Source organism: Labrys monachus, assembly GCF_030814655.1.
GTDB lineage: Bacteria > Pseudomonadota > Alphaproteobacteria > Rhizobiales > Labraceae > Labrys > Labrys monacha.
On the sequence record NZ_JAUSVK010000001.1, the window covers coordinates 872,571 to 894,335 of the forward strand.

Genomic DNA, 21,765 nt, shown 5'->3' on the forward strand with positions numbered 1-21,765 from the left:
CCGTCGATGTTAGTAAATAACTATATAGTTATATAGAAGATTGAGACCGATGTATGTGACCCCGATACACGAGCAGGTCCGGGACGCGGCGCGCCAGTTCGCCGAGGATGTCATCCGCCCGGTGGCCGGCGACCTCGACCGGGACGAGCGCTTCCCCGCCGAGATCTATGAGCAGATGGGCGATCTCGGCCTCTTCGGCATCGCCGTGCCCGAGGCGATGGGCGGCCCGGGCCTGGACACGCTCGCCTATGCCCTCGTGATGGAGGAATTGTCGCGCGGCTATGCCTCGGTCGCCGACCAGTGCGGGCTCGTCGAGCTGATCTCGACGCTGCTGGTGCGCCACGGCACGGATGACCAGCGCGGGCAATGGCTCGGCCCCGCGATGTCGGGCCGCACGAAGGTCGCCTATTGCATCACCGAGCCCGAGGCGGGCACGGACGTCTCGGGCATCCGCACCACCGCCGAGCGCAACGGTGCCGGCTGGACGCTCAACGGCGGCAAGATCTGGATCCACAACGCCCCCGTCGCCGATGTCGGCTTCGTGCTGGCGCGAACCGACAAGGACAGCGGCCATCGGGGGATGAGCATCTTCATCGTCGACCTCAACGCCGCCGGCGTCGAGCGCGGCCCCAAGGAGCACAAGATGGGGCAGCGGGCGAGCCAGGTCGGCGCCCTCAACTTCGCCGACGTCGTGCTGCCGCCCGAAGCGCTCCTCGGCGAGGAAGGGCGCGGATTCCACATGATGATGAGCGTGCTCGACAAGGGGCGGGTGGGCATCGCCTCGCTCGCGGTCGGCATCGCGCAGGCCGGGCTCGAGGCTGCGCTCGACTATGCCCAGCAGCGCAAGCAGTTCGGCTCGAAGATCGCAGAGTTCCAGGGCGTGCAGTGGCTGCTCGCCGACATGGCGAAGGACATCGAGGCCGCCCGCCTTCTCGTCCACAGCGCCGCCTTCAAGATCGACAGCAACGCCAACGCCACCAAGGCGTGCTCGATCGCCAAATGCTTCGCCGGCGACATGGCGGTCGCCCGCACGGCCGACGCCGTCCAGGTCTTCGGCGGCAGCGGCTATATCCGCGGCTTCGAGGTGGAGCGGCTCTACCGCGATGCCAAGATCACGCAGATCTATGAGGGCACCAACCAGATCCAGCGCATGATCATCGCGCGCGAACTCCTCAAGCACGGAGCGCGCGGATGACGACGGGACGGCAGGCCGCCCTCGTCACCGGCGCGGCCGGCGGCATCGGCCTTTCCATCGCGATCCGGCTCGCATCGGCCGGCTTCGACGTCGCGCTGAACGACCTCGCCGACGGCGAGAGGCTCGATCTGGCGGCGGAGCGGGTGGCGGCGGCCGGCGGGAGGGTGGCCAAGGTTCCCGGCGACGTCGGCAGCCTCGCCGCCCACGCGGCGATGCTGGACGAGGCCGAGGCGGCCATCGGTCCGCTGTCGACCCTCGTCAACAATGCCGGCGTCTCCGTCCTGTCGCGCGGCGACCTGCTCGATGTCACCGAGGAGAGCTACGACCGCTGCATGGCCGTCAACGCCAAGGCGCATTTCTTCCTGTCGCAGGCCTTCGCCCGCCGCATCGTGAAACGGGACCGCGGGGATGGCCGCTTCTACAGCCTGATCGGGGTCACCTCGTCGAACGCCGTCGCAGTCGCGGTCCAGCGCAGCGAATATTGCGCGTCCAAGGCGGCCGCGGCGATGATCGCCAAGGCGTTCGCCGTCCGCCTCGGCCGCGAGAACGTCGCCGTCTACGACGTCCAGCCGGGCCTGATCGAGACGGACATGACCCGCGTGGTGAAGGACGTCTACCAGCGCCGCATCGACGAGGATGGGCTGACGCTCCTGCCGCGCATGGGGCAGCCGGACGATGTCGGGCGCATCGTCGCCGCGCTCGCCAGCGGCGCGCTCCCCTACACCACGGGCCATGTGATCTCGGCCGACGCCGGCATGCTCGTCTCCCGCTACTGAGGTATCGTCATGCAAATTCAGCTTCCGGACCCGGATGGGCGCCTGTCGGGCTACAGCCTCGCCGGCACGCCGTTGGAGGCGCCGAAGGCTCCGGCCGCCTTCAACCGCGTCGTCTTCTCCGCTGCCCATGTCGTGGCGGACGCGCTGACGGCGGGCGATCCCTCCGGCCCGGCAGCGGTCGACTGGGAGGCGACGATGGCGTTCCGCCGCCATCTCGCCGGCCTCGGCCTCGGCATCGCCGAGGCGATGGATACGGCGCAGCGCGGCATGGGGCTGGACTGGCAGGGCGCCCTCGAACTCATCCGCCGCACCCGAGCCGAATTGCCCGACGCCCTCGTCTTCAACGGCGCCGGCACGGACCAGCTGGCGCCCGAGGCGGCGCGCTCGCTCGACGATGTGCGCCGGGCCTATTTCGAGCAGATCGAGGCGATCCAGAGGACGGGAGGCCGCATCATCCTGATGGCGAGCCGGGCTCTCGCCCGCCTGGCGGCGAAGCCCGCCGACTATGCCGCCGTCTATCGCGACGTGCTGGTGCGCTGCGACCAGCCCGTCATCCTGCACTGGCTGGGCGAGATGTTCGATCCGGCCCTGGCGGGCTATTGGGGCTGCGAGACCTTCGCGGAGGCTATGGAGGCCGTCGTCGCGATCATCGGCGAGAATGCCGCCAAGGTCGACGGCATCAAGGTCTCGCTGCTCGACAAGGACAAGGAGATCGTCATGCGCCGCCGCCTGCCGGCGGGCGTGAAGATGTATACCGGTGACGACTTCAACTATCCCGAACTGATCGAAGGCGATGGGGAGGGATACTCCCACGCCCTGCTCGGCATCTTCGACCCGCTGGCGCCGGCCGCCGCCCTCGCCATGTCCCGCCTCGCCGCCGGCGACAAAGCGGGCTTCCGCGCCGTGCTCGACCCCACGGTGCCGCTGGCGCGGCTGATCTTCCGGGCGCCGACGCATTATTACAAGACCGGCGTGGTGTTCCTCGCCTGGCTCAACGGCTTCCAGAGGCATTTCATCATGCTGAACGGGCACCAGGCGATGCGGCCGCTGCCCTATTTCGTCGAGGTCTTCAAGCATGCGGACCGCTGCGGCCTGCTACGCGACCCCGACCTGGCGGTCGTCCGGATGCGGGCGCTGCTCGCCCTCTACGGCGTTTGAGGCAGGGCGGTGCGGGACTTTTCGCATGATCATTCCGCGCTTGCCCTGAACACGGCCACGCTCGGGCACAATGTCGACGGGCATGGCGCGGGCTGGGCGCCCGAGCGGATCATCGATGCCTGTGCCGAGCGCGGCTTCGGCGGGATTGTGTTCTGGCGGCGCGAGATCGGCGGCAGGGCGGTCGAGATCGGCGAACGCGCGCGGGCCGCGGGGCTGGAGGTCTGCGGTCTCTGCCGCTCCCCCTTCCTGGTGGGGCCGCTGGCACTGCCCTCGCGGCAGGCGGTGATGGATGATTTCCGTGCCTCGATCGACATGGCCGCGGCGCTCGGGGCGTCCTGCCTGACGATCTGCGTCGGCGGCGTCATCGAAGGATCGCACAGCATGCGGGAGAGCCTGCGGAGGGTGGCGGACCTCGTCGCCGAGGCGGTTCCCCATGCCGCGCAGGCCGGCGTGAGCCTCGCGCTGGAGCCGCTGCATCCGGTCTATGGCGGCAATCGCTCCTGCCTGGTCACGGTGCGCGACGCCGTCGATATGTGCGAGGCGATCGCCGATCCCGTGCTGAAGGTGGCGGTCGACGTCTACCACGTCTGGTGGGATCTCTCCCTGCCGGAGCAATTGCGCCGCCTCGGCGGGAGCGGCATCGCGGGCTATCACCTGTGCGACTGGCTGGCCGACACCCGCGACGTGCTGCTCGACCGCGGCATGATGGGAGACGGCGTCGCCGATCTCAGAGCCATCCGCCGGGCGGTCGAGGATGCCGGCTATGCCGGCTATTGCGAGGTGGAGATCTTCTCCGCGGCGAACTGGTGGAAGCGCGATCCGGCCGACGTGCTCGACATCTGCGTCGAGCGGTTCCGGACGCATTGCTGACGGGGTCCGCCGGCCCATCCCCATGAAAGGTTCTGCGATGAAAATTCTGGTACCCGTGAAGCGGGTGGCCGACCACAACGCCAAGATCCGCGTGAAGCCGGACGGTTCGGGCGTCGACCTCGCCAACGTCAAGATGTCGATGAACCCCTTCGACGAGATCTCCGTGGAGGAGGCGGTGCGCCTGAAGGAGGCCGGCAAGGCGGGGGAAGTGGTCGTGGTCTCGATCGGCCCGGCGAAGGCCGAGGATGTCCTGCGCGCGGCCCTCGCCATGGACGCCGACCGGGCCATTCTGGTGGAGGCCGACGATGCCGTCGAGCCGCTCGCCGTGGCCAAGATCCTCAAGGGGGTGGCCGATGCCGAGGGGCCTGGCCTCGTCCTCGTCGGCAAGCAGGCGATCGACGACGACTGCAACCAGACCGGACAGATGCTGGCCGCGCTGCTCGGCTGGGCGCAGGCGACCTTCGCCTCCCGCATCGAGCTTCTCGACGGGAAGGCCAGGATCATCCGCGAAGTCGACGGCGGCCTGCAGACCCTCGACATCGCCCTGCCGGCAGTGGTGACCTGCGACCTGCGTCTCAACGAACCGCGCTACGCCTCGCTTCCACAGATCATGAAGGCTCGGAAGAAGCCGCTGGAACGAAGGGCCGCCGCCGATTTCGGGGTTTCGCTCTCGCCGCGCCTGAAGGTGCTGAGGACGGAGGAGCCGAAGGGCCGCAAGGCCGGCGTGACGGTGAACTCGGCCGCCGAACTCGTCGACAGGCTCCGGACCGAAGCCGGCGTGCTTTGAACGCAACAGGAGGGACAGGACCGTGACCATTCTTCTTCTCGCCGACCATGACGACGGGAGCCTGTCGGATCACACGGCCAAGGCGCTGACGGCCGCCCTGCAGATCGGCGGCGAGGTGCATGTGCTCGTCGCCGGCAGGGATGTCGGCGCGGTCGCCGCCGCTGCCGCCCGGCTCGCCGGTGTCGCGAAGGTGCTCGCCGCCGACGGCGATACCCTGGCGCACGGCCTGGCCGAACCGCTGGCGGAACTGGTCCTCTCCCTGTGCGCGCCCTACGACACCCTGGTCGCGGCCGCGACGTCGGCCGGCAAGAGCGTGATGCCCCGGATCGCAGCGCTGCTCGACGTCGCCCAGATTTCCGAAATCGTCGAAGTCGTGTCGCCAGACACGTTCAAGCGGCCGATCTATGCGGGCAGCGCCGTCCAGACGGTGCAGTCCGCCGACGACGTGAAGATCGTCACCGTGCGCACCGCCGCCTTCGCCCCCGCGCCGGCGGGCGGCCCGGCGCCGATCGAGGCCGTGCCGGCCGCCGTCGCTCCCGGCCCCTCCACCTTCGTCGCGCAGGCGGTCGCCGCTTCCGATCGCCCGGAGCTGACCTCCGCCCGCATCGTCATCGCCGGCGGCCGGGCGCTCGGATCGGCCGAGAGCTTCCGGTCGGTCATCCTGCCGGTGGCGGACAAGCTCGGGGCCGCCGTCGGCGCCTCGCGCGCCGCCGTCGATGCGGGCTATGCGCCCAATGACTGGCAGGTGGGGCAGACCGGCAAGGTCGTCGCGCCTCAGCTCTACATCGCCTGCGGAATTTCGGGTGCCATCCAGCATCTGGCCGGCATGAAGGATTCGAAGATCATCGTCGCCATCAACAAGGATGCGGAGGCGCCGATCTTCCAGGTCGCCGATTACGGCCTGGTCGCCGATCTCTTCGAGGTCCTGCCGGCGCTGGACGAGGCGCTCTGAGGCGAACGGCCCGCCAAAGCGGGCATCCCGAAACAGGACCGCAGGTGGCACGATGTCCGACACGATCTCCCTCGACGGGCTTCTCGACCAGGAACGAAGGCTGGTCTTTCCCGTCTTCGACAACGGCACGGCCGTCGATCTCGGCCTGTTCGGCCTCGCCATCGCCCGCGAACGCGCCCTGCCGATCGTCCTCGACATCACGCGCAACCGGCAGCAGCTCTTTCACGCCGCCTTGCCCGGCACCTCGCCGGACAACGACCAGTGGGTCGCGCGCAAGACCGCCGTCGTCTACCGTTTCGGGCATTCGTCCTTCTACATGGGCGTGTCCACCCCCGAGGGCGGGCCGGCCTTCCACGAGCGTTACATGCTCGATCCCAAGGAATATGCCGCCTATGGCGGCAGCTTCCCGATCGTCGTCGACGGCACGGGACCGGTGGGCACGATGACGGTGTCCGGCCTGCCCCAGCAGGCCGATCACGAACTGGTGGTGGAACTCATCGGCCTCTTCCTCGGGCAACGCTTCGGCAGGACGTCCGAGCCGGGCTGAAGCGCCGTCAGTCCCGGCCGTCGTTCTGGATGCAGACCAGCCGCGTGACGGTCTCGATGTTGAAGTCGAGCCGCTGCTGCAGCGCGTCGGGGGCCATGAGGTCGCGCTCGAAGATGATCGAGCCGGTGAAGCGGTTGGTGAGGTAGTAATATCCGATCGCCGCGATGGTAATGTTGAGCTGGGTCGCGTCGATGCCCTCCCGGAAGATGCGGTCGGCCACGCCCCGGGCCAGGAGCTTCTCGGCCATGTTGACGAAGGGCCGGCTGACGGCCTGGATGACCTGCGATTTCTTCAGGTGCTTGGCTTTGTGGAGGTTCTCGCTGTTGACGAGGGTGAGGAACTCCGGATGGGCGAGGTAGTAGTTCCAGGTGAAGCGCACCAGCGTCTCGAGCGCCGTCTTCGGATCGAGATGGTCGAGCTCGAGCTTGGTCTCCGCCGTGCGGATGTCGACATAGGCGTCTTCCAGCACGCGCTGGAACAGCGCCTCCTTGCTCTCGAAGTAATGATAGATCATCCGCTTGTTGGACTTGGCCTGCTCGGCGATGATGTCGACGCGGGCGCCGCCCAATCCGTTCTTGGCGAATTCCTTCTTGGCCGCGGCCAGGATGCGCTTCTGCGTGGCCTCGGCGTCCCTGATGCGGACGGGCGTCGCCTTGCGGATGACTGCCATTCTCTTCCAAGCTCCTGATCTGCCGGTGCCGCCCGGTCGTCGGCAATCCGCTCCGCGTTCGATCCGATCGGCTGCAATATGCCATGTCATATGACAACCGGTGTAGCCTTCACGGGTGAAACTAACAAGATACTTACCTACCGATACTTGTCTGGCCTCACGGCGCGGAGAATCGTGATCTATCCGGGCGGGAGCCGGCGGCCGGTGAATTGACAGCCCGATTTTAATGCAGTAACTAGTTAGTGCAATAAGATCGCTGAAGGCGATGTGTGCATGAAGGATGCGGACGCCGCGCATCGCCCGCGGGGCGGTGCCTGCATCCGCTGCGTGTCGGAACGGGAGGATCGAATGTCGTTCATCAAGAATTTCATCGAGCAGGAAACGCTCAACCGCAGGAATTTCCTGCTCGCATCGGCGCTCGGCCTCGGCGGCGCCGCCGCCGCATCCCTGGCGCGGCCCTCGATCGCGCGGGCGTCCATCGCCGATCCGACGATCGCCTGGAGCTATCGCGACCGCACCAATCCCTATTGGAACGCCATCGCCTCCGGTGGCGAGGCGTTCGTGGAAAGCCTGGGCAAGCCCAAGAGCGCGCTGGTGCAGCTCATCAACGAGGGCAGCAGCGAGAAATCGCTGTCCGACGTGAAGGCTCTCCTCGGCAAGACGGACGGCAGGCTGGCCCTGGCGATCGATGCCAACGATTCCCCCAACGGCCGTCCGGTCGTCGAGGCGGTGGCGGCCAAGGGCGCCTATGTCTCCACCATCTGGAACAAGACCGACGACCTCCACCCCTGGGATTTCGGCGACAACTACGTCTCGCACATGACGTGGTCGGATGTCGGCCCGTCCGAGCAGACCGCGACCATCCTGTTCAAGGCCATGGGCGGCAAGGGCGCCATCGTCGGCCTCGGCGGCATCGCCTCCAACAATCCGGCCATCGAACGCCGCCACGGCCTGGACAATGCCCTCAAGAACTATCCGGACATCAAGCTGCTCGACTACCAGGCCGCCGACTGGGATACCCAGAAGGCCAACGCCATCATGGCGAGCTATCTCACCCGCTTCGGCGACCAGATCACCGGCGTGTTCTGCGCCAACGACACCATGGCCTATGGCGTGATCGAGGCCCTTCGCGCCGAAGGCCTCGCCGGCCAGATCCCGATCGTCGCCTATGACGGCAACGCCCAGGCGGTGGACCTCGTCCTGGCCGGAGACCTGCTCGCGACGGTCTCCACCAATCCCTATTGGGGCGGCGGCGTGACCGCGGCGCTCGCCTATTATGCGGCGATCGGCGCGTTCAAGCCCTCCCAGGAGCCCCGCGAGCATCGCGAATTCTACGGCCCGACCATCCTGATCACCAAAGCCGAGGCCGAGGATTTCAAGAAGAAGTACATCCAGTCGACGCCTTCCTACAATTGGAAGGACTTCTGGGGGCCGTCCAAGGGCCAGATCATGTACTGACGGCCCGTTTGAAGACGACAGCCGTCCGGACCTCCGTCATCCCCGGCTTGCCGTGCAGCGGCGAGGGGAGGGATCCATGGGCCAGGACTCCGTCCTGCGGCATGGATCCTTGCAACATGGATCGGCCCCGCTCGCCGGGGCTGACGGGACGGCTTTCAAACGGCTTCCGAACGCTGCCTCAGGCCGCCCTCGCCGGGCCGTCGCAGCATTTGACCGAGCAAGCGGGGCCTTGTGAACCCGGCGCCGCGGCTCTTCTCCGGCCGCCGGGCCGGGCTTCTTCGATGGAGGATGGCGTGTCGAAATTGTCGGGCCGCGCGGATCTGCAGAAATGGGCGCCACTTCTGGTCTTGGTGGCGCTGGTGGTGTTCTTTGCGGTCCTCAATCCGAACTTCCTGTCGGTGCGGAACTTCGCCCGCATCTCGATCTCCGCCACGGCGCCGCTGATGGTGGCGCTCGGCGTGACGTTCGTGATCATCATGGGATCGATCGACCTGTCGATGGAAGGGGCGGTGGCGGTCTGCGCCGTGGTCTTCGCCTGGGTGTTCCTGGCGCTGGGCGGCTCGCTCGCCGGTCCCGGCTGGCTCGCCGTGCCGCTCTGCCTCCTGGTCGGCGCCGTCTACGGCGCGGTGAACGGCGCGGTGCATGTGGGTCTGCGCATCCCCTCCTTCATGGCGAGCCTGAGCATGGGATTCGTCGGCATCGGCCTGTCGCTGCTGATGACGGGCGGTGACCGCATCCGGGTCGAGGATCCGACCTTCCGCGCCTTGCTGACGGAGCGCTATTTCGGCTTTCCGCTCATGGTCCACGTTGCCCTTCTCGTCCTGCTCGTCGCCTGGTTCATCCAGAGCCAGACCGCGATCGGACGCAATTTCTACGCCGTCGGCGGCGGGGAGGAGCTCGCGCACGCCTCCGGCCTCGATGTGCGCCGCGTCCGCATCGCCGGCTTCACCATCGCCGGGGTGTTCTACGCCTTCGGCGCGCTGTTCGCCGTGGCCCAGATCGGCATCGCCGAGACGGCGACCGGCAACAATTTCATGTTCGCCTCGATCACCTCGGTCGTCGTCGGCGGAACGGCGCTGTGGGGCGGCAGCGGCGGCGTCTGGAACACGCTGATCGGCGTGCTGATCGTCAACGTCATCAACAACGGCATGGTGGTCATGGGCCTGCCCCGCTACATCCAGGACGGGGTGCTGGGGCTGCTGGTCATCATCGCCGTGGTGCTGTCGACCGATCGCCGGTCCCTGAGCCTGGTGAAGTGATCCGGCCATGTTCGAACTGAGAAACGTTGACAAGACCTTCCCGAACGTGCGGGCCCTCAAGGGCATCGACTTCCGCATCGAGCGCGGCGAGATCGTCGGCCTGGTCGGCGAGAACGGCGCCGGCAAATCCACCCTGATGAAGGTGATCTACGGCGCCTACCAGCACAATGGCGGCGACGTCCTCATCGACGGCAAGCCGGTGCGCTTCGACAATCCGCGGCAGGCGATGGACATGGGCATCGGCATGGTGTTCCAGGAGCAGTCGCTCATCGGCAACCTGACCGTGATGGAGAACATCTTCCTCGGCTTCGAGCGGCAGTTCGTCCGGTTCGGGGTGATGAACTGGAGGAGGATGGCCGCCGCGGCCCGCTTCCAGCTTGCCAAGGTCAAGCTCGACATCGACCCGCGGACGGTCACCGCCCGGCTCTCCTTCTCGCAGCGCCAGCTGGTCGAACTCGCCAAGGTCCTCACCTTGGAGGAGAGGGTGAAGGGCGATCTCGTCATCCTGCTCGACGAGCCGACCTCGGTGCTCGCCAAGGAGGAGGTGCAACTGCTGTTCGGCCTGGTGCGGGAACTGCGCAGCCGCGCCGCCTTCATCTTCGTCTCCCACCGGCTGGACGAGATCCTCGAGCTGACCGACCGCATCTATGTGATGAAGGACGGAGAGGTCGTCGATCACGTGCTCTCGGCGCAGGCGAGCGCCGAGAGCATCCAGCGCAAGATGGTCGGGCGCGACATCAACAAGCAGTATTACCGCGAGGAGAAGCAGAAGCCCTACCAGGCAAGGGTTCTGGCCGGGCTCGAACGGGCATCCCTGCCGGGCGAATATTCCGACATCTCCTTCGAGCTCCATGCCGGCGAGGTGCTGGCGCTGGTCGGTACCGAAGGCTCGGGGCGGGAGGCCATCCTGCGCACCCTCTTCGGCCTGCAGAGGCCGCGGGAAGGCTCGCTCGTGCTCAAGCAGAAGCGGATGGCGGCCTCCAATCCGCGCCGGTCGGTCGCCAGCGGCGTCGGCTACATCCCCCGCGAAAGGAAGATCGAGGGCATCGTCGCCGGCATGAACGTCTACGAAAACATCACGCTCCCCCAATTGCAGGGATACAGCCGGTCCGGCTTTCTGAAGGTCGCCAGGGAACGGGCGACGGCGCGCGACTGGATCCGGCGCCTGTCGATCAAGGCCTCCTCGGAACTCGCCGATTGCGGCAACCTGTCGGGCGGCAACCAGCAGAAGGTGGTGCTCGCCAAATGGCGCAGCGCCGGCTCGGACATCATCCTGCTCGACCATCCGACCCGCGGCCTCGACATCGGCGCCAAGGAGGACGTCTACGAGATGGTGAGGGCGATGAACGAGGACGGCGTCGGCATCATCCTGATCGCCGATACGCTCGAGGAGGCGATCGGGCTGTCCCATACCATCCTCGTCATCAAGGATGGCGCGATCCAGAAGCGCTTCGACTGCAGTTCGGGCGAAAAGCCGACGCTTTTCGATCTTGTTCACCACATGATCTGAAGGCCGGTCCCATGAACACCCACAAATTCAGGCGGCATTATCCCTGGATCACGCTCCTGGCGCTGGTCGTGCTGGTCGGCCTCGCCGCGCCGAACTTCCTCAGGCCGGAGAACCTCGTCGAGATCGCCGGCGACGTCTCCACCCTGTTCATCATGGCGCTCGGCATCACCTTCGTCATCTATATCGGCAGCATCGACCTGTCGGCGCAGTCGATCGCCAACATGACGACGGTGCTGGCCACCCTGCTGCTGGCGCGTTTCGGCGTCTTCGCCGCCGTGATCTGCATCGCGGTCGGCGCTCTCTTCGGCGTCGTGTCGGGCTATGTCTCCACCAGCCTCAAGGTACCCTCCTTCATCGCCACCCTCGCCGTCGGCGGCGTGGCGCTGTCGGTCGGCCAGTATGTCTCGGGGCAGCGGGCGCTCTATATGGACGCGGCGCTGCGCGAGCAGGCCTTTGGATGGATGACGGGGACGCTGGGCGGCGTGCCGCGCGAGATGATCATCGCCGCCGTCCTGCTGATCGCCGCCCTCGTCGTCGAAAGGCGGACCGTGCTCGGCCGGGCTCTCAAGGCGATTGGGGCGGGCGAGCCGGCGGCGATCGCCTCCGGCCTGCGCGTCGACCGCTACAAGAAGATCGCCTTCGCGATCTCGGGCGGGCTGGCCGCCGTCGCCGGCCTGATGTTCGCCGTCAAACTGTCGGGCGGGTCTCCCGTCATTGCCAACGGCTTCCTGCTGCCGGCGGTGGTCGCCGTTCTGGTGGGCGGAACGCCGCTGACGGGCGGGGTCGGCGGCGTGCTCAACACTTTCATCGGCACGCTGATCGTCGCCGTGGTGCGGGCGAGCATGCTCTACCTCAACATACCCGCGACGTCGCAGCAGATCGTGTTCGGCCTCGTGCTGATCGTCGCGATCGCGCTCACCATCGACCGAAGCAAGGTCCGGGTCGTCAAGTAAGGACGCGACAATGAACGCCATGATGCAGGCGGCGCTCCTGGTGGAGCCCGGCCGATTCGAAGTCCGCGACGTTGCCGTTCCCGCTCTCGGGCCGGACGACGTCCTCGTCAGGGTCGAGCGCTGCGGCATCTGCGGCACCGACATCCACATGTTCCGGGGCCATTATGCGGCCGACAGGCTGCCGATCATTCCCGGCCACGAATTTTCGGGAACGCTGGCGCGGCTCGGCGCCGGCGTGCGGCATCTCAGGGAAGGCCAGCGCGTCGTCTGCGACATCAATGTGGGCTGCGGCAGCTGCTATTATTGCCGGCGCAACGAGGTCCTCAACTGCCCGCAGATGGAGCAGATCGGCATCGGGCGCGACGGCGCCTTCGCCGACTATGTCGCGGTTCCCGCCAGGCTGGTCATTCCCGCGCCCGACGATGCCGGCTTCGATCTCCTCGCTCTGGTCGAGCCCGTCGCCTGCGTCGTGCGGGCCGCGGCCAAGGCCGGCACGCGGTTCGGGCAGTCGGTCGCCATTCTCGGCGCCGGGCCGATCGGCAATCTCCACGTCCAGATGATGCGCCTCGTCGGCGCCGTCCCGATCATGGTCGTCGAACCTTCGGCGGAGCGGGCCGCTCTGGCGCTGGAGGCGGGCGCCGACGTCGCCGTCACCGACATTTCCGAGGCCCGTGCGATCGTGCACCGGCATACCGGGGGCCGGGGCGCCGACGTCGTGATCGAAAGCGTGGGGCTGGCGTCTTCCTACCGGCTCGCCTTCGACCTCATCCGTCCGGGCGGCCATGTCGCCGCCTTCGGCATCGCCGGCGCCGGGGAGAGCGTGCCGCTGCCTCTCCTCGACACCGTGCTCAGGGAGAATTCCGTCAAGGGCTCCGTCGCCGGCATGGGCCAGGACATGCACGACGCGCTGGCCCTGCTCGTGCACGGGCGGTTCAGGACCGAGGCGTTCCGCGCGAGGGTATACCCGCTCGCGCGCATCGGCCAAGCCTTCGGCGATCTTCCGCGCCATCCCGGCGCCCTCAAGGTCCAGATCGCGATGGGTCCCCCCGGATGATGTGGAACTAAACAGTTATTTATGCAAAGCAGAGCCGGCCGACGCCTCGCCGGGGAGGAGAAAGACATGGACCAGAGCAACGCGCTCCACACCCTGCCCGCGCAGCCGCGCGACTTCGGCTTCTTCATCGACGGGCGATGGGAGGAAGCGGGCCCGCGGGCGATCTTCGAGCGCACGAGCCCGGCGCATGACCGCGTCGTCACCCGCATCACCCGCTGCACCCGCGAGGATGTCGACCGGGCCGTCGGCGTGGCGCGCGCCGCCTTCGAGGATGGCCGCTGGTCTCGCCTTTCCGGCGCGGAACGGGCGGCCGTGCTGCTCCGGGCGGCGGCCGGCATCCGCGGGAGGCTGCACGAATTGGCCCTGCTCGAGACGCTGGAGACGGGCAAGCCGATCGGCCAGTCGCTCGGCGAGGTCGAGGGCGGCGCGGGCATCTACGAATATGCGGCCGGCGCGGCCCGGGCGCTGCATGGCGACGCCTTCAACAATCTCGGCGACAGGATGTTCGGCCTGGTGACGCGCGAGCCCATCGGCGTCGTCGGGCTGATCACGCCGTGGAACTTCCCGTTCTTCATCCTGTCGGAGAGGGTTCCCTTCATCCTCGCGGCGGGCTGCACCATCGTCGCCAAGCCGAGCGAGGTGACCTCGGCGACCACGCTGCTGATGGCGGAGATCCTCGCGGAGGCCGGCCTGCCCGACGGCGTCTTCAACGTCGTGACCGGAAGCGGCGCCGAGATCGGCCAGGCCCTCACCGAGCATCCCGACATCGACATGGTGTCCTTCACCGGCTCGACCGCGGTCGGGCGCAAGGCCCTGCTGGCTTCGGCCGGCAATTTCAAGAAGCTGGGGCTGGAGCTCGGCGGCAAGAATCCGCAGATCGTCTTCGCCGACGCCAATCTGGAGGACGCTGCCGACGGCGTGGTGTTCGGCCTGTGCTTCAATGCCGGGCAGTGCTGCGTCAGCGGCAGCCGGCTCGTGGTCGAGAAGTCGGTGGCGGCGCAATTCGAGGCCCTGGTCGCGGACAGGATCGCGCGCCTGCGGATCGGCGACCCCCTCGATCCGCGCACCCAGATGGGCGCCATCGTGACGGAAGCGCAGAACCGGACGATCCTCGGCTATATCGAGGCGGGCGGCAGGGAAGGGGCCCGGCTCGTCTGCGGCGGCGGCGCGCTGGCGAGCGAGACCGGCCGCTATATCAGGCCCACCGTCTTCGGCGACGTCACGCGTGACATGACGATCTTCCGTGAGGAGATCTTCGGCCCGGTCCTGACCATCTCGACCTTCGAAACGCTCGACGAGGCGATCGAGATCGCCAACGACACCGTCTACGGTCTCGCCGCCAGCATCTGGACGACGAATCTGGAGACATCGACGCAGGCGTTCCGCCGCGTCAGGGCCGGCCGCGTCTGGGTCAACACCACCATCGCCGGCGGCCCGGAACTGCCGATCGGCGGGTTCAAGCAATCCGGCACCGGCCGGGAGACCGGCATTTACGGCGTCGAGGAATATACCCAGGTCAAGACCGTCCACATCGCGCTCGGCCGCCGGGAACCATGGGTGGCGTGATGGCCGAGCAAGGCTTCGACTACATCATCATCGGCGGCGGCTCGGCCGGCTGCGTCCTGGCGAGCCGCCTGAGCGAGGATCCCGATGTCCGGGTCCTGCTGCTGGAGGCGGGCGGCAGGGATCGCAATCCCTATATCCACATGCCCGTCGGCTTCGCCAAGATGACGGCCGGCCCCCTGACATGGGGGCTGGTCACCGCGCCGCAGAAGCATGCCAACGGCCGGGAGATCCCCTACGCCCAGGCGCGGGTGCTCGGCGGCGGCAGTTCGATCAATGCCGAGGTGTTCACGCGCGGCGTCCCGGCGGATTATGACCGCTGGGCCCTTGAGGAGGGCTGCACCGGCTGGTCGTTCAAGGAGGTGCAACCCTATTTCCTGCGTTCGGAGGGCAATGAATTGCTGGCCTCCGCCTATCACGGCACGGACGGGCCGCTCGGCGTTTCCGGCATAAGGGACCCGCAGCCGGTCTCGCGGGCCTTCGTGCAGTCGTGCCAGCAGATGGGCATTCCCTACAATCCGGACTTCAACGGCGCCGTCCAGGAAGGGGCGGGCATCTACCAGACGACGATCCGCAATGCGCGGCGCTGTTCGGCCGCCGTCGCCTATCTGCGGCCGGCCGCGGGGCGGCCGAACCTCGTCGTGCAGACGGGCTGCCTGACCAGCCGCATCCTCCTGTCGGGAAGCCGGGCCAGGGGTGTCGAATATCGCCAGGACGGCGCCCTGAAGCGGGCGATGGCCGATCGCGAGGTGGTGGTGACGGCGGGGGCGATCGGATCGCCCAAGACCATGATGCTGTCCGGCATCGGGCCGGCGGACCATCTGCGCCGGCACGGCATCGAGGTGGTGCATGACCTGCCCGGCGTCGGCCAGAACCTGAACGACCATTTCGGCATCGATATCGTCTATGAGCTGAAGGGCGCTTCCAGCCTCGACAAATACAACAAGCCGCACTGGATGGCGTGGGCGGGGCTGCAATATCTGCTGTTCGGCTCCGGGCCGGTCACCTCCAACGTGGTCGAGGCAGGTGCCTTCTGGTACGCCGACCGCGCCAAGCCGGTGCCCGACCTGCAGTTCCACTTCCTCGCCGGCGCCGGGGTGGAGGCGGGGGTGCCGGCCATCCCGTCGGGGTCGGGCTGTACCCTGAACTCCTACACGCTCAGGCCCAGGAGCCGCGGATCGGTGACGCTGCGCAGCGCCGATCCCGCGGACAGGCCGGTGGTCGACCCCAATTTCATCGCCGAGCCCGAGGATCTCAGGATCTCCGCCGAGGGCATCCGGATCAGCCGCGAGATCATGAACCAGCCCGCTTTGGCCAAATATATCCGCCGGGAGCATTTCCCCGGCGCGCAGGTGCGCACGCAGGCCGATTTCGAGGCCTATGCGCGGCAATATGGCAGGACCTCCTATCATCCGACCGGCACCTGCAAGATGGGGGTCGACGCCATGGCCGTGGTCGACCCCCATTTGCGGGTGCGCGGGCTCGAGGGGCTGCGCATCTGCGATTCCTCGGTGATGCCGAGCCTGATCGGCTCCAACACCAACGCGCCAACGATCATGATCGGCGAGAAGGCGAGCGACCTGATCCGCGGAAACAGGTGAGCCGCCGGGGGCCTGTCTCGCTTCCTCATTTCGGATCGGCGGCGGCCCTCAGCGGGCCGCCTCCTTGCGCCTGCGTCAGTCCCAGTCCGGCGCCCAGGGAACCTTGCTGCTGTCGACGCAGCGGTGATTGGTCGCCGCGAGGGCGTCGATCCGGGCCATGTCGATGCTGGAGAGCACGAAGTCCATCACCTCGAAATTGGCGCGGATGTTCTGCGGCTTGGTCGACATCGTGGTGATCGGCACGCCCTTCTGCAGGATCCATCGCAGGACGATCTGGGCCGGCGTCCGGCCGTATTCGGCGGCGATCTCGCCGAAGACGGGATAGCGGAACACCTCGCCGCGGGCGACCGAGCAGAAGGACGACAGGGGCACGCCGGTCTCGGCCGCCGCCCGCAGCAGCACGGACTGGTCGAGCAGGGGGTGGAACTCCACCTGGTTGGCGACCAGCGGCTCGTCGAGGCGCGCCACGGCCTCGCGCATCATGCCGGCCGTGAAGTTGGACACGCCGATATGGGCCGCGAGGCCCCGGCGCCTCGCCTGCTGCAGGAGCTCGAGGGGGCCGCGATTGTCGCCCCCGGGCATCGGCCAGTGCAGCAGCAGGGCGTCGACACGGTCGACCCGGAGAGCGTCCAGACTCGCCTCGACCGAGCGCATGAACCGGTCCTCGCCGAAATTGTCGGGATGCACCTTGGTGGTGATGCACAGTTCGTCCCGCCCGACGCCGCTGTCGGCGAGGGCCTCGCCGAGCTCCGCCTCGTTGCCGTACATCTGCGCCGTGTCGAAGGCGCGATAGCCGGTGGCGATCGCGTCGCGGACAGCCGTCCGCAGTTCTTCCCCGCGCAGCGGGAACGTGCCGAAGGCACGCTGATAGGACCTCTCGAAATACAGGCTCATTGCCGTCTCCTCCCGAATCGTCGTGTCTTATTTAACTATCTAGTTACTTATAATTTTTTCAAGATGCTTCCCATCGTGCTCGGGGAGGCGATCCCTATCATGCTGGCGGAACTGCATGAATCCCGAGCATCGCCCGTTCGGGTCGAGCGCGGCGATTGCCCCTTGTGATCCCGCCATACATTTCCTATGATATAACCATCCAGTTACTTAATAAAGTTCTTTCGGGCTGAGAAGAGGCGATCATGTCGAAGATCAGGAGCGCGGCGGAAGCGGCGGCGCTTGTGCGCAGCGAAGCAATCGTGGCCGTCAATGCGTCGAGCGGCCTGTGCTGTCCGGACGCGGTGCTGGAGGCCATCGGGGCGCGCTACCGCGCGGAGGGGGCGCCGCACGGGCTGACGACGATCCATCCCATCGCGGCCGGCGACATGTTCGGCACCAAGGGCGTCGACCATCTCGCCCAGCCGGGCCTGATCACCACCATCATCGGCGGGTCCTACCCGTCCGGCCCCTCGTCGGCCGAGCCGCCCGCGATCTGGCAGATGCTGGGCCGCAACGAGATCGCCGCCTACAACGTGCCGAGCGGCATCGTCTTCGACGTCCTCAGGGAGGGCGCCGCCAAGCGGCCGGGCGTGCTGACGAAGGTCGGGCTCGACACGTTCGTCGATCCCGACCGGGAGGGCTGCGCCATGAACGAGGCCGCCCGCCGCAAGCCGATCGTGAAGAAGATCGAGTTCGCGGGGGAGGAATGGCTGTTCTTTCCGGCGATCCAACCCGACGTCGCCATCATCCGGGCGAGTACCGCCGACGAGCGGGGCAATCTCACCTTCGAGCATGAAGGCGCTTATCTCGGCGCGATGGAACTGGCCCTGGCCGGCCGCAACGCCGGCGGCATCGTCATCGCGCAGGTCAAGCAGGTGGCGCAGGCCGGTACCTTGCGGCCGCACGACGTGCGCGTGCCGGGCATCCTCGTCGACTACATCGTCGAGGCCCCGGACCAGTTGCAGACCACGGCGACGTCCTACGATCCCGCGATCTCGGGCGAGCTGTTCCGTCCGCTCGACAGTTTCGGGTTGCCCGCCTTCGACGTCGCCAAGGTCATCGCGCGCCGCGTCGCCGCGGAACTCGAGGCCGGCTGGGCGGTGAATATCGGCTTCGGCATCTCCGCCAACGTGCCGCGCATCTTCATCGAGGAGGGCCGGCACGGCGAGGTCACCTGGGTGATCGAGCAGGGTGCGGTGGGCGGCATCCCGCTGCTGGACTTCAAGTTCGGATGTTCGGCCAATGCCGAGGCGTTCGTCGCCTCGCCGCATCAGTTCGCCTATTTCCAGGCCGGCGGCTTCGACGCTTCTCTGCTGTCCTTCCTGCAGATCGACCGCCACGGCTCCGTCAACGTGTCCAAGCTCTCGGCGCGCCCGCACGTCACCGCCGGCGCGGGCGGCTTCGTCGACATCACCGCGCGGGCCCGCAAGATCGTCTTCTCCGGCTATTTCAACGCCGGGGCGAAGCTGCGCATCGCCGACGGCCGCCTGGTGATCGAGAAGGAGGGCCGGGTCGCCAAGATCGTCGACGAGGTGGAGCACGTCTCCTTCTCGGGCAGGCGGGGCGTCATGCAGGGCCAGGACGTGACCTATGTCACCGAGCGCTGCGTGCTCAAGCTCACGCCCGAGGGGCTCGTCGTCACCGAGATCGCGCCGGGCGTCGACCTGCAGAAGGACGTGCTCGACCGGGCGGAGACGCCGCTGCGGATATCGCCCGACCTGCGCCCGATGGACGAGGCGCTGTTCTGGCCGGGGAAGGTCCCGCTCGACGCCGGCAGGGCCGCCGCATGAGCGCGCCCTCGCCCGGAGCGGTGAGGCTCGTCTTCGAAGGGGAGGTCGCGACCCTCACCCTCGACCGCCCCGCCAAGCACAATGCGCTCGATGCTGAAGCCGTCGAGGCATTGCGGGACGCCTGCAGGCTGCTCGATCGCGACCGCGGGGTCAGGGTGGTGATCCTGACCGGAAGCGCCGACAAGGCTTTCTCGGCCGGTGGCGACATCGAGGCCTGGAGCCGGTCGACGCCGCTCGATTTCGGCGCGTTCTGGGTGCGGGAGGGCCATGAGGTCTTCGACGCCCTGGCGCGACTGCGCCAGCCGCTGATCGCGGTGCTCAACGGCCACGCCTTCGGCGGCGGGCTGGAACTGGCGATGGTCGCCGATCTGCGCATCGCCGAGGAGCATGTGAAGTTCGGCCTGCCGGAGGCGGGTCTCGGCATCATCCCCGGCTGGTCGGGAACCCAGCGCGCCGTCCGCCGCGTGGGGGCGCCGCTCATCCGCCGCATGGCCCTCTTCGGCGAAGTGCTCGAGGCGGACGAGGCCCGCCGGGAGGGGCTCGTCGACCTCGTGGTGCCCCGCCATGCGGGCCTCGAACACGCGCGCCTCGCCGCGGCGCGGGTGTGCCGGCGCGCGCCGGTGGCGACCGAACTCGCCAAGATGCTGATCAACGCCGCCGAGGGCGAGGAGCAAGAACGCGTGCTGGAGGCGCTCGCGGGCACGGTGGCGATGTCGACGGAGGACCTGAAGGAAGGTGTCGCGGCGTTCCGCGAAAAGCGACAGCCGCATTTCGGCGGCCGGTAGAGCGTCGGCGCCGCAGCCGGCCTCACCGTCATGCCCGCAGCGGCGGGAGCGCGTTCCCTCGTGGCGTGCCCGCGGAAGAACACCCGTGCTTTCGTGCCCAAACGGCGGGCATGGCGCGAGAAGTGTCAGCAATGGAATCGTGGAGCGGCAGGCATCAGGCGCCGGCCGCATCTGGTCTAGAGTTTTGCCATCCATCGAGACAGGTGGGATGGCTCGGCAAGCTGCGCTTGGACCGGAATGGCGAGCCCAAACAATCTTCCGCGCACCCATTCAAAGGAACGACAATGATCAACCGCAGAGATCTCATGCTGGGGGCGTTGGCCGGAGCCGGCGCCTTCGGCTTCGGCCGAGTCAATCCCGATTTCCTGATGAGCTCCGCCTTCGCCGCCGAAGGCAAGGCGCTGCGCTTCCTCGGCGCCGAGGCCTTGACCGGCAACTGGGACCCGACCACCCATACCAATCTCGGCCAGCTCATCGTCGAGGGTTTCGTGTTCGGCTATCTGACCCGCGCGCCGATGAAGCCGGAAAATCCGGGCGAGCTGGTGTTCGAGCTCGCCGAATCCCTCAAGCCCCTCGACACCTATACGCTCGAGGTCAAGCTGCGGCAGGGCATCAAGTTCCACGACGGCACCCCCTTCACCGCCGCCGACGTCAAGGCGACCTATGAATATGGCTCGCTGCCCGACCGGCCGGCGCAATGGTATCCGGGCAGGGTTACCGTCGACGTCATCGACGACCATACCTGCCATATCAACACCAAGGAATTCGGCTATCCGGCCAGCCTCTATTACTATCTGTCGTCGTTCCTGCCGATCATGGCCGCCAAGGACGTCGCCAACAAGGCCCAGCTCTCGGCGCGCATGAACGGCACCGGCCCGTTCAAATATGTCGACCAGAAGGGCGATACCACCATCCTCGCCGCGAATGCCGATTTCTTCCTCGGCGCACCCAAGATCCCCGGCGTCGAATATCATTTCGTCGGCGACACCACGACGCGCACGCTCTCGCTGCTCAACGGCGAGGCCGACATCATCGAGCGCCTGGAGCAGGAGCAGGTCGACACCATCGCCAAGGACGATCGCTTCGCCATCCACAAGGCGGTCTCGGTCGAGAACAAATACCTGTTCTTCCGCTGCTCCAAGAAGCCCTTCGACGATCCGCGCATCCGCCTCGCCGCCTGCCATTCCATCGACCGCCAGCAGGTGCTCGAAATCCTCGGCGTCTCCGGCACCTTTTCCAAGGCGCATATCTCGCCGGTGAAGTTCGGCTATACGGAGGTGGCCGACTATCCCGAGTTCGATCCCGACAAGGCCCAGGCGCTCCTCGCCGAGGCCGGCTTTCCCAAGGGCGAGGGGCTGCCGGAGCTGACCTATTACAGCTCGGTCGGCTTCTATCCCAAGACCAAGGAATATGCCGAGCTGATCACGGGCATGCTGCAGGAGCAGGGCTTCAAGGTGAATCTGCAGACCCTCGAAGTCGCGGCCTGGGGCAATCTGCTCTATGACAAGCCCGGCGGCGGCGAGGGCAACATGATCGATTGCGGTTGGTGCACCGGCTCGCCGGAGCCCGACCTCGTCATCCGCACGCATTTCCATTCCTCGTCCAAGCGCATCACCGGCATCGTCGATCCCGAGATCGACGCCGTGCTGGACAAGGAGCGCAATGCCGCCTCGATCGACGAGCGCAAGAAGATCCTGCAGGAGGAAACCCTGCCGACCATCGCCCGCAAGGCGCCGGCCCTGGCGCTGTTCACCTCGGTGTTCATCCACGCCTACACCAAGAAGCTCGACGGCCTCTACATCTACCCCAACGGCATGCAGGACATGAGCAAGGCGACGCTCGCCTGATCTGCGACGCTTGAGGAGCCGGCCGCCGGCCGGCTCCTTCCTTCCGAGAGCGCACGG

19 protein-coding genes are annotated in these 21,765 nt (G+C 67.3%); 17 read left to right on the forward strand and 2 right to left on the reverse strand.

Going from position 1 to position 21,765, the window contains the following annotated elements; genetic code table 11:
- Window positions 1-49: 49 nt before the first annotated feature.
- Genes J3R73_RS03855 through J3R73_RS03885 form a run of 7 tightly spaced genes read left to right on the forward strand, consistent with a single transcriptional unit; the run spans window position 50 to window position 6,285 of the window.
- Complete coding sequence (locus J3R73_RS03855; protein ID WP_307422610.1) at window positions 50-1,195, forward strand: acyl-CoA dehydrogenase family protein; 1,146 nt, start codon at window positions 50-52, stop codon at window positions 1,193-1,195.
- Window positions 1,192-1,971 (forward strand): 3-ketoacyl-ACP reductase, encoded by a 780-nt coding sequence (locus J3R73_RS03860; protein WP_307422613.1) that lies wholly within the window; start codon window positions 1,192-1,194, stop codon window positions 1,969-1,971. The genes J3R73_RS03855 and J3R73_RS03860 overlap by 4 nt, the downstream gene beginning before the upstream one ends.
- Before the next feature lie 9 nt (window positions 1,972-1,980).
- Window positions 1,981-3,129 (forward strand): dihydrodipicolinate synthase family protein, encoded by a 1,149-nt coding sequence (locus J3R73_RS03865; RefSeq protein WP_307422616.1) that lies wholly within the window; start codon window positions 1,981-1,983, stop codon window positions 3,127-3,129.
- A 9-nt stretch (window positions 3,130-3,138) separates the two neighbouring features.
- Window positions 3,139-3,999 (forward strand): sugar phosphate isomerase/epimerase family protein, encoded by an 861-nt coding sequence (locus J3R73_RS03870; RefSeq protein ID WP_307422619.1) that lies wholly within the window; start codon window positions 3,139-3,141, stop codon window positions 3,997-3,999.
- Window positions 4,000-4,036: 37 nt separating this feature from the next.
- Complete coding sequence (locus J3R73_RS03875) at window positions 4,037-4,786, forward strand: electron transfer flavoprotein subunit beta/FixA family protein (protein ID WP_307422622.1); 750 nt, start codon at window positions 4,037-4,039, stop codon at window positions 4,784-4,786.
- Window positions 4,787-4,808: 22 nt separating this feature from the next.
- On the forward strand, window positions 4,809-5,738 hold the full coding sequence (locus J3R73_RS03880; protein WP_307422625.1) for an electron transfer flavoprotein subunit alpha/FixB family protein: 930 nt from the start codon (window positions 4,809-4,811) through the stop codon (window positions 5,736-5,738).
- 52 nt (window positions 5,739-5,790) lie between these two features.
- Entirely contained in the window at window positions 5,791-6,285 is a 495-nt protein-coding gene (locus J3R73_RS03885; RefSeq protein ID WP_307422628.1) for a heme-degrading domain-containing protein, read from the forward strand.
- 7 nt (window positions 6,286-6,292) lie between these two features.
- On the opposite strand, the gene J3R73_RS03890 is transcribed toward J3R73_RS03885, so the two are convergent.
- Window positions 6,293-6,955: a TetR/AcrR family transcriptional regulator gene (locus J3R73_RS03890; protein WP_307422630.1), complete on the reverse strand. Its 663-nt coding sequence runs from the start codon at window positions 6,953-6,955 to the stop codon at window positions 6,293-6,295.
- Between the two features lie 348 nt (window positions 6,956-7,303).
- Here J3R73_RS03890 and J3R73_RS03895 point away from each other — a divergent pair, with 348 nt between their 5' ends.
- The 7 genes from J3R73_RS03895 to J3R73_RS03925 all read left to right on the forward strand — a co-directional run bounded on the left by J3R73_RS03895 (window position 7,304) and on the right by J3R73_RS03925 (window position 16,353).
- Window positions 7,304-8,413, forward strand: coding sequence for a sugar ABC transporter substrate-binding protein (locus J3R73_RS03895; protein WP_307422632.1), 1,110 nt, complete (start codon window positions 7,304-7,306; stop codon window positions 8,411-8,413).
- A gap of 293 nt (window positions 8,414-8,706) precedes the next feature.
- On the forward strand, window positions 8,707-9,672 hold the full coding sequence (locus J3R73_RS03900) for an ABC transporter permease (RefSeq protein WP_307422634.1): 966 nt from the start codon (window positions 8,707-8,709) through the stop codon (window positions 9,670-9,672).
- A 7-nt stretch (window positions 9,673-9,679) separates the two neighbouring features.
- On the forward strand, window positions 9,680-11,182 hold the full coding sequence (locus tag J3R73_RS03905) for a sugar ABC transporter ATP-binding protein (RefSeq protein ID WP_307422636.1): 1,503 nt from the start codon (window positions 9,680-9,682) through the stop codon (window positions 11,180-11,182).
- 11 nt (window positions 11,183-11,193) lie between these two features.
- Window positions 11,194-12,135: an ABC transporter permease gene (locus J3R73_RS03910; RefSeq protein WP_307422639.1), complete on the forward strand. Its 942-nt coding sequence runs from the start codon at window positions 11,194-11,196 to the stop codon at window positions 12,133-12,135.
- A gap of 10 nt (window positions 12,136-12,145) precedes the next feature.
- Window positions 12,146-13,189 (forward strand): zinc-dependent alcohol dehydrogenase, encoded by a 1,044-nt coding sequence (locus J3R73_RS03915; RefSeq protein ID WP_307422641.1) that lies wholly within the window; start codon window positions 12,146-12,148, stop codon window positions 13,187-13,189.
- Window positions 13,190-13,255: 66 nt separating this feature from the next.
- Complete coding sequence (locus J3R73_RS03920) at window positions 13,256-14,755, forward strand: aldehyde dehydrogenase family protein (RefSeq protein ID WP_307422643.1); 1,500 nt, start codon at window positions 13,256-13,258, stop codon at window positions 14,753-14,755.
- Window positions 14,755-16,353 carry a GMC family oxidoreductase gene (locus tag J3R73_RS03925; RefSeq protein ID WP_370879840.1) on the forward strand — a complete coding sequence of 533 codons (1,599 nt, stop codon included), beginning with the start codon at window positions 14,755-14,757 and terminating at the stop codon, window positions 16,351-16,353. The genes J3R73_RS03920 and J3R73_RS03925 overlap by 1 nt, the downstream gene beginning before the upstream one ends.
- Before the next feature lie 75 nt (window positions 16,354-16,428).
- Here J3R73_RS03925 and J3R73_RS03930 read toward each other — a convergent pair whose 3' ends face one another.
- Complete coding sequence (locus J3R73_RS03930; protein WP_307422647.1) at window positions 16,429-17,247, reverse strand: aldo/keto reductase; 819 nt, start codon at window positions 17,245-17,247, stop codon at window positions 16,429-16,431.
- Window positions 17,248-17,489: 242 nt separating this feature from the next.
- Here J3R73_RS03930 and J3R73_RS03935 point away from each other — a divergent pair, with 242 nt between their 5' ends.
- From J3R73_RS03935 to J3R73_RS03945, 3 genes are all read left to right on the forward strand, one after another.
- Window positions 17,490-19,076: an acyl CoA:acetate/3-ketoacid CoA transferase gene (locus tag J3R73_RS03935; RefSeq protein ID WP_307422649.1), complete on the forward strand. Its 1,587-nt coding sequence runs from the start codon at window positions 17,490-17,492 to the stop codon at window positions 19,074-19,076.
- Window positions 19,073-19,861, forward strand: a complete 789-nt coding sequence (locus J3R73_RS03940) for an enoyl-CoA hydratase/isomerase family protein (protein WP_307422652.1) — start codon at window positions 19,073-19,075, stop codon at window positions 19,859-19,861. Before J3R73_RS03935 ends, J3R73_RS03940 begins: the two co-directional genes overlap by 4 nt.
- 284 nt (window positions 19,862-20,145) lie before the next feature.
- Window positions 20,146-21,708: an ABC transporter substrate-binding protein gene (locus J3R73_RS03945; RefSeq protein WP_307422656.1), complete on the forward strand. Its 1,563-nt coding sequence runs from the start codon at window positions 20,146-20,148 to the stop codon at window positions 21,706-21,708.
- The last annotated feature ends 57 nt before the right edge of the window (window positions 21,709-21,765 follow it).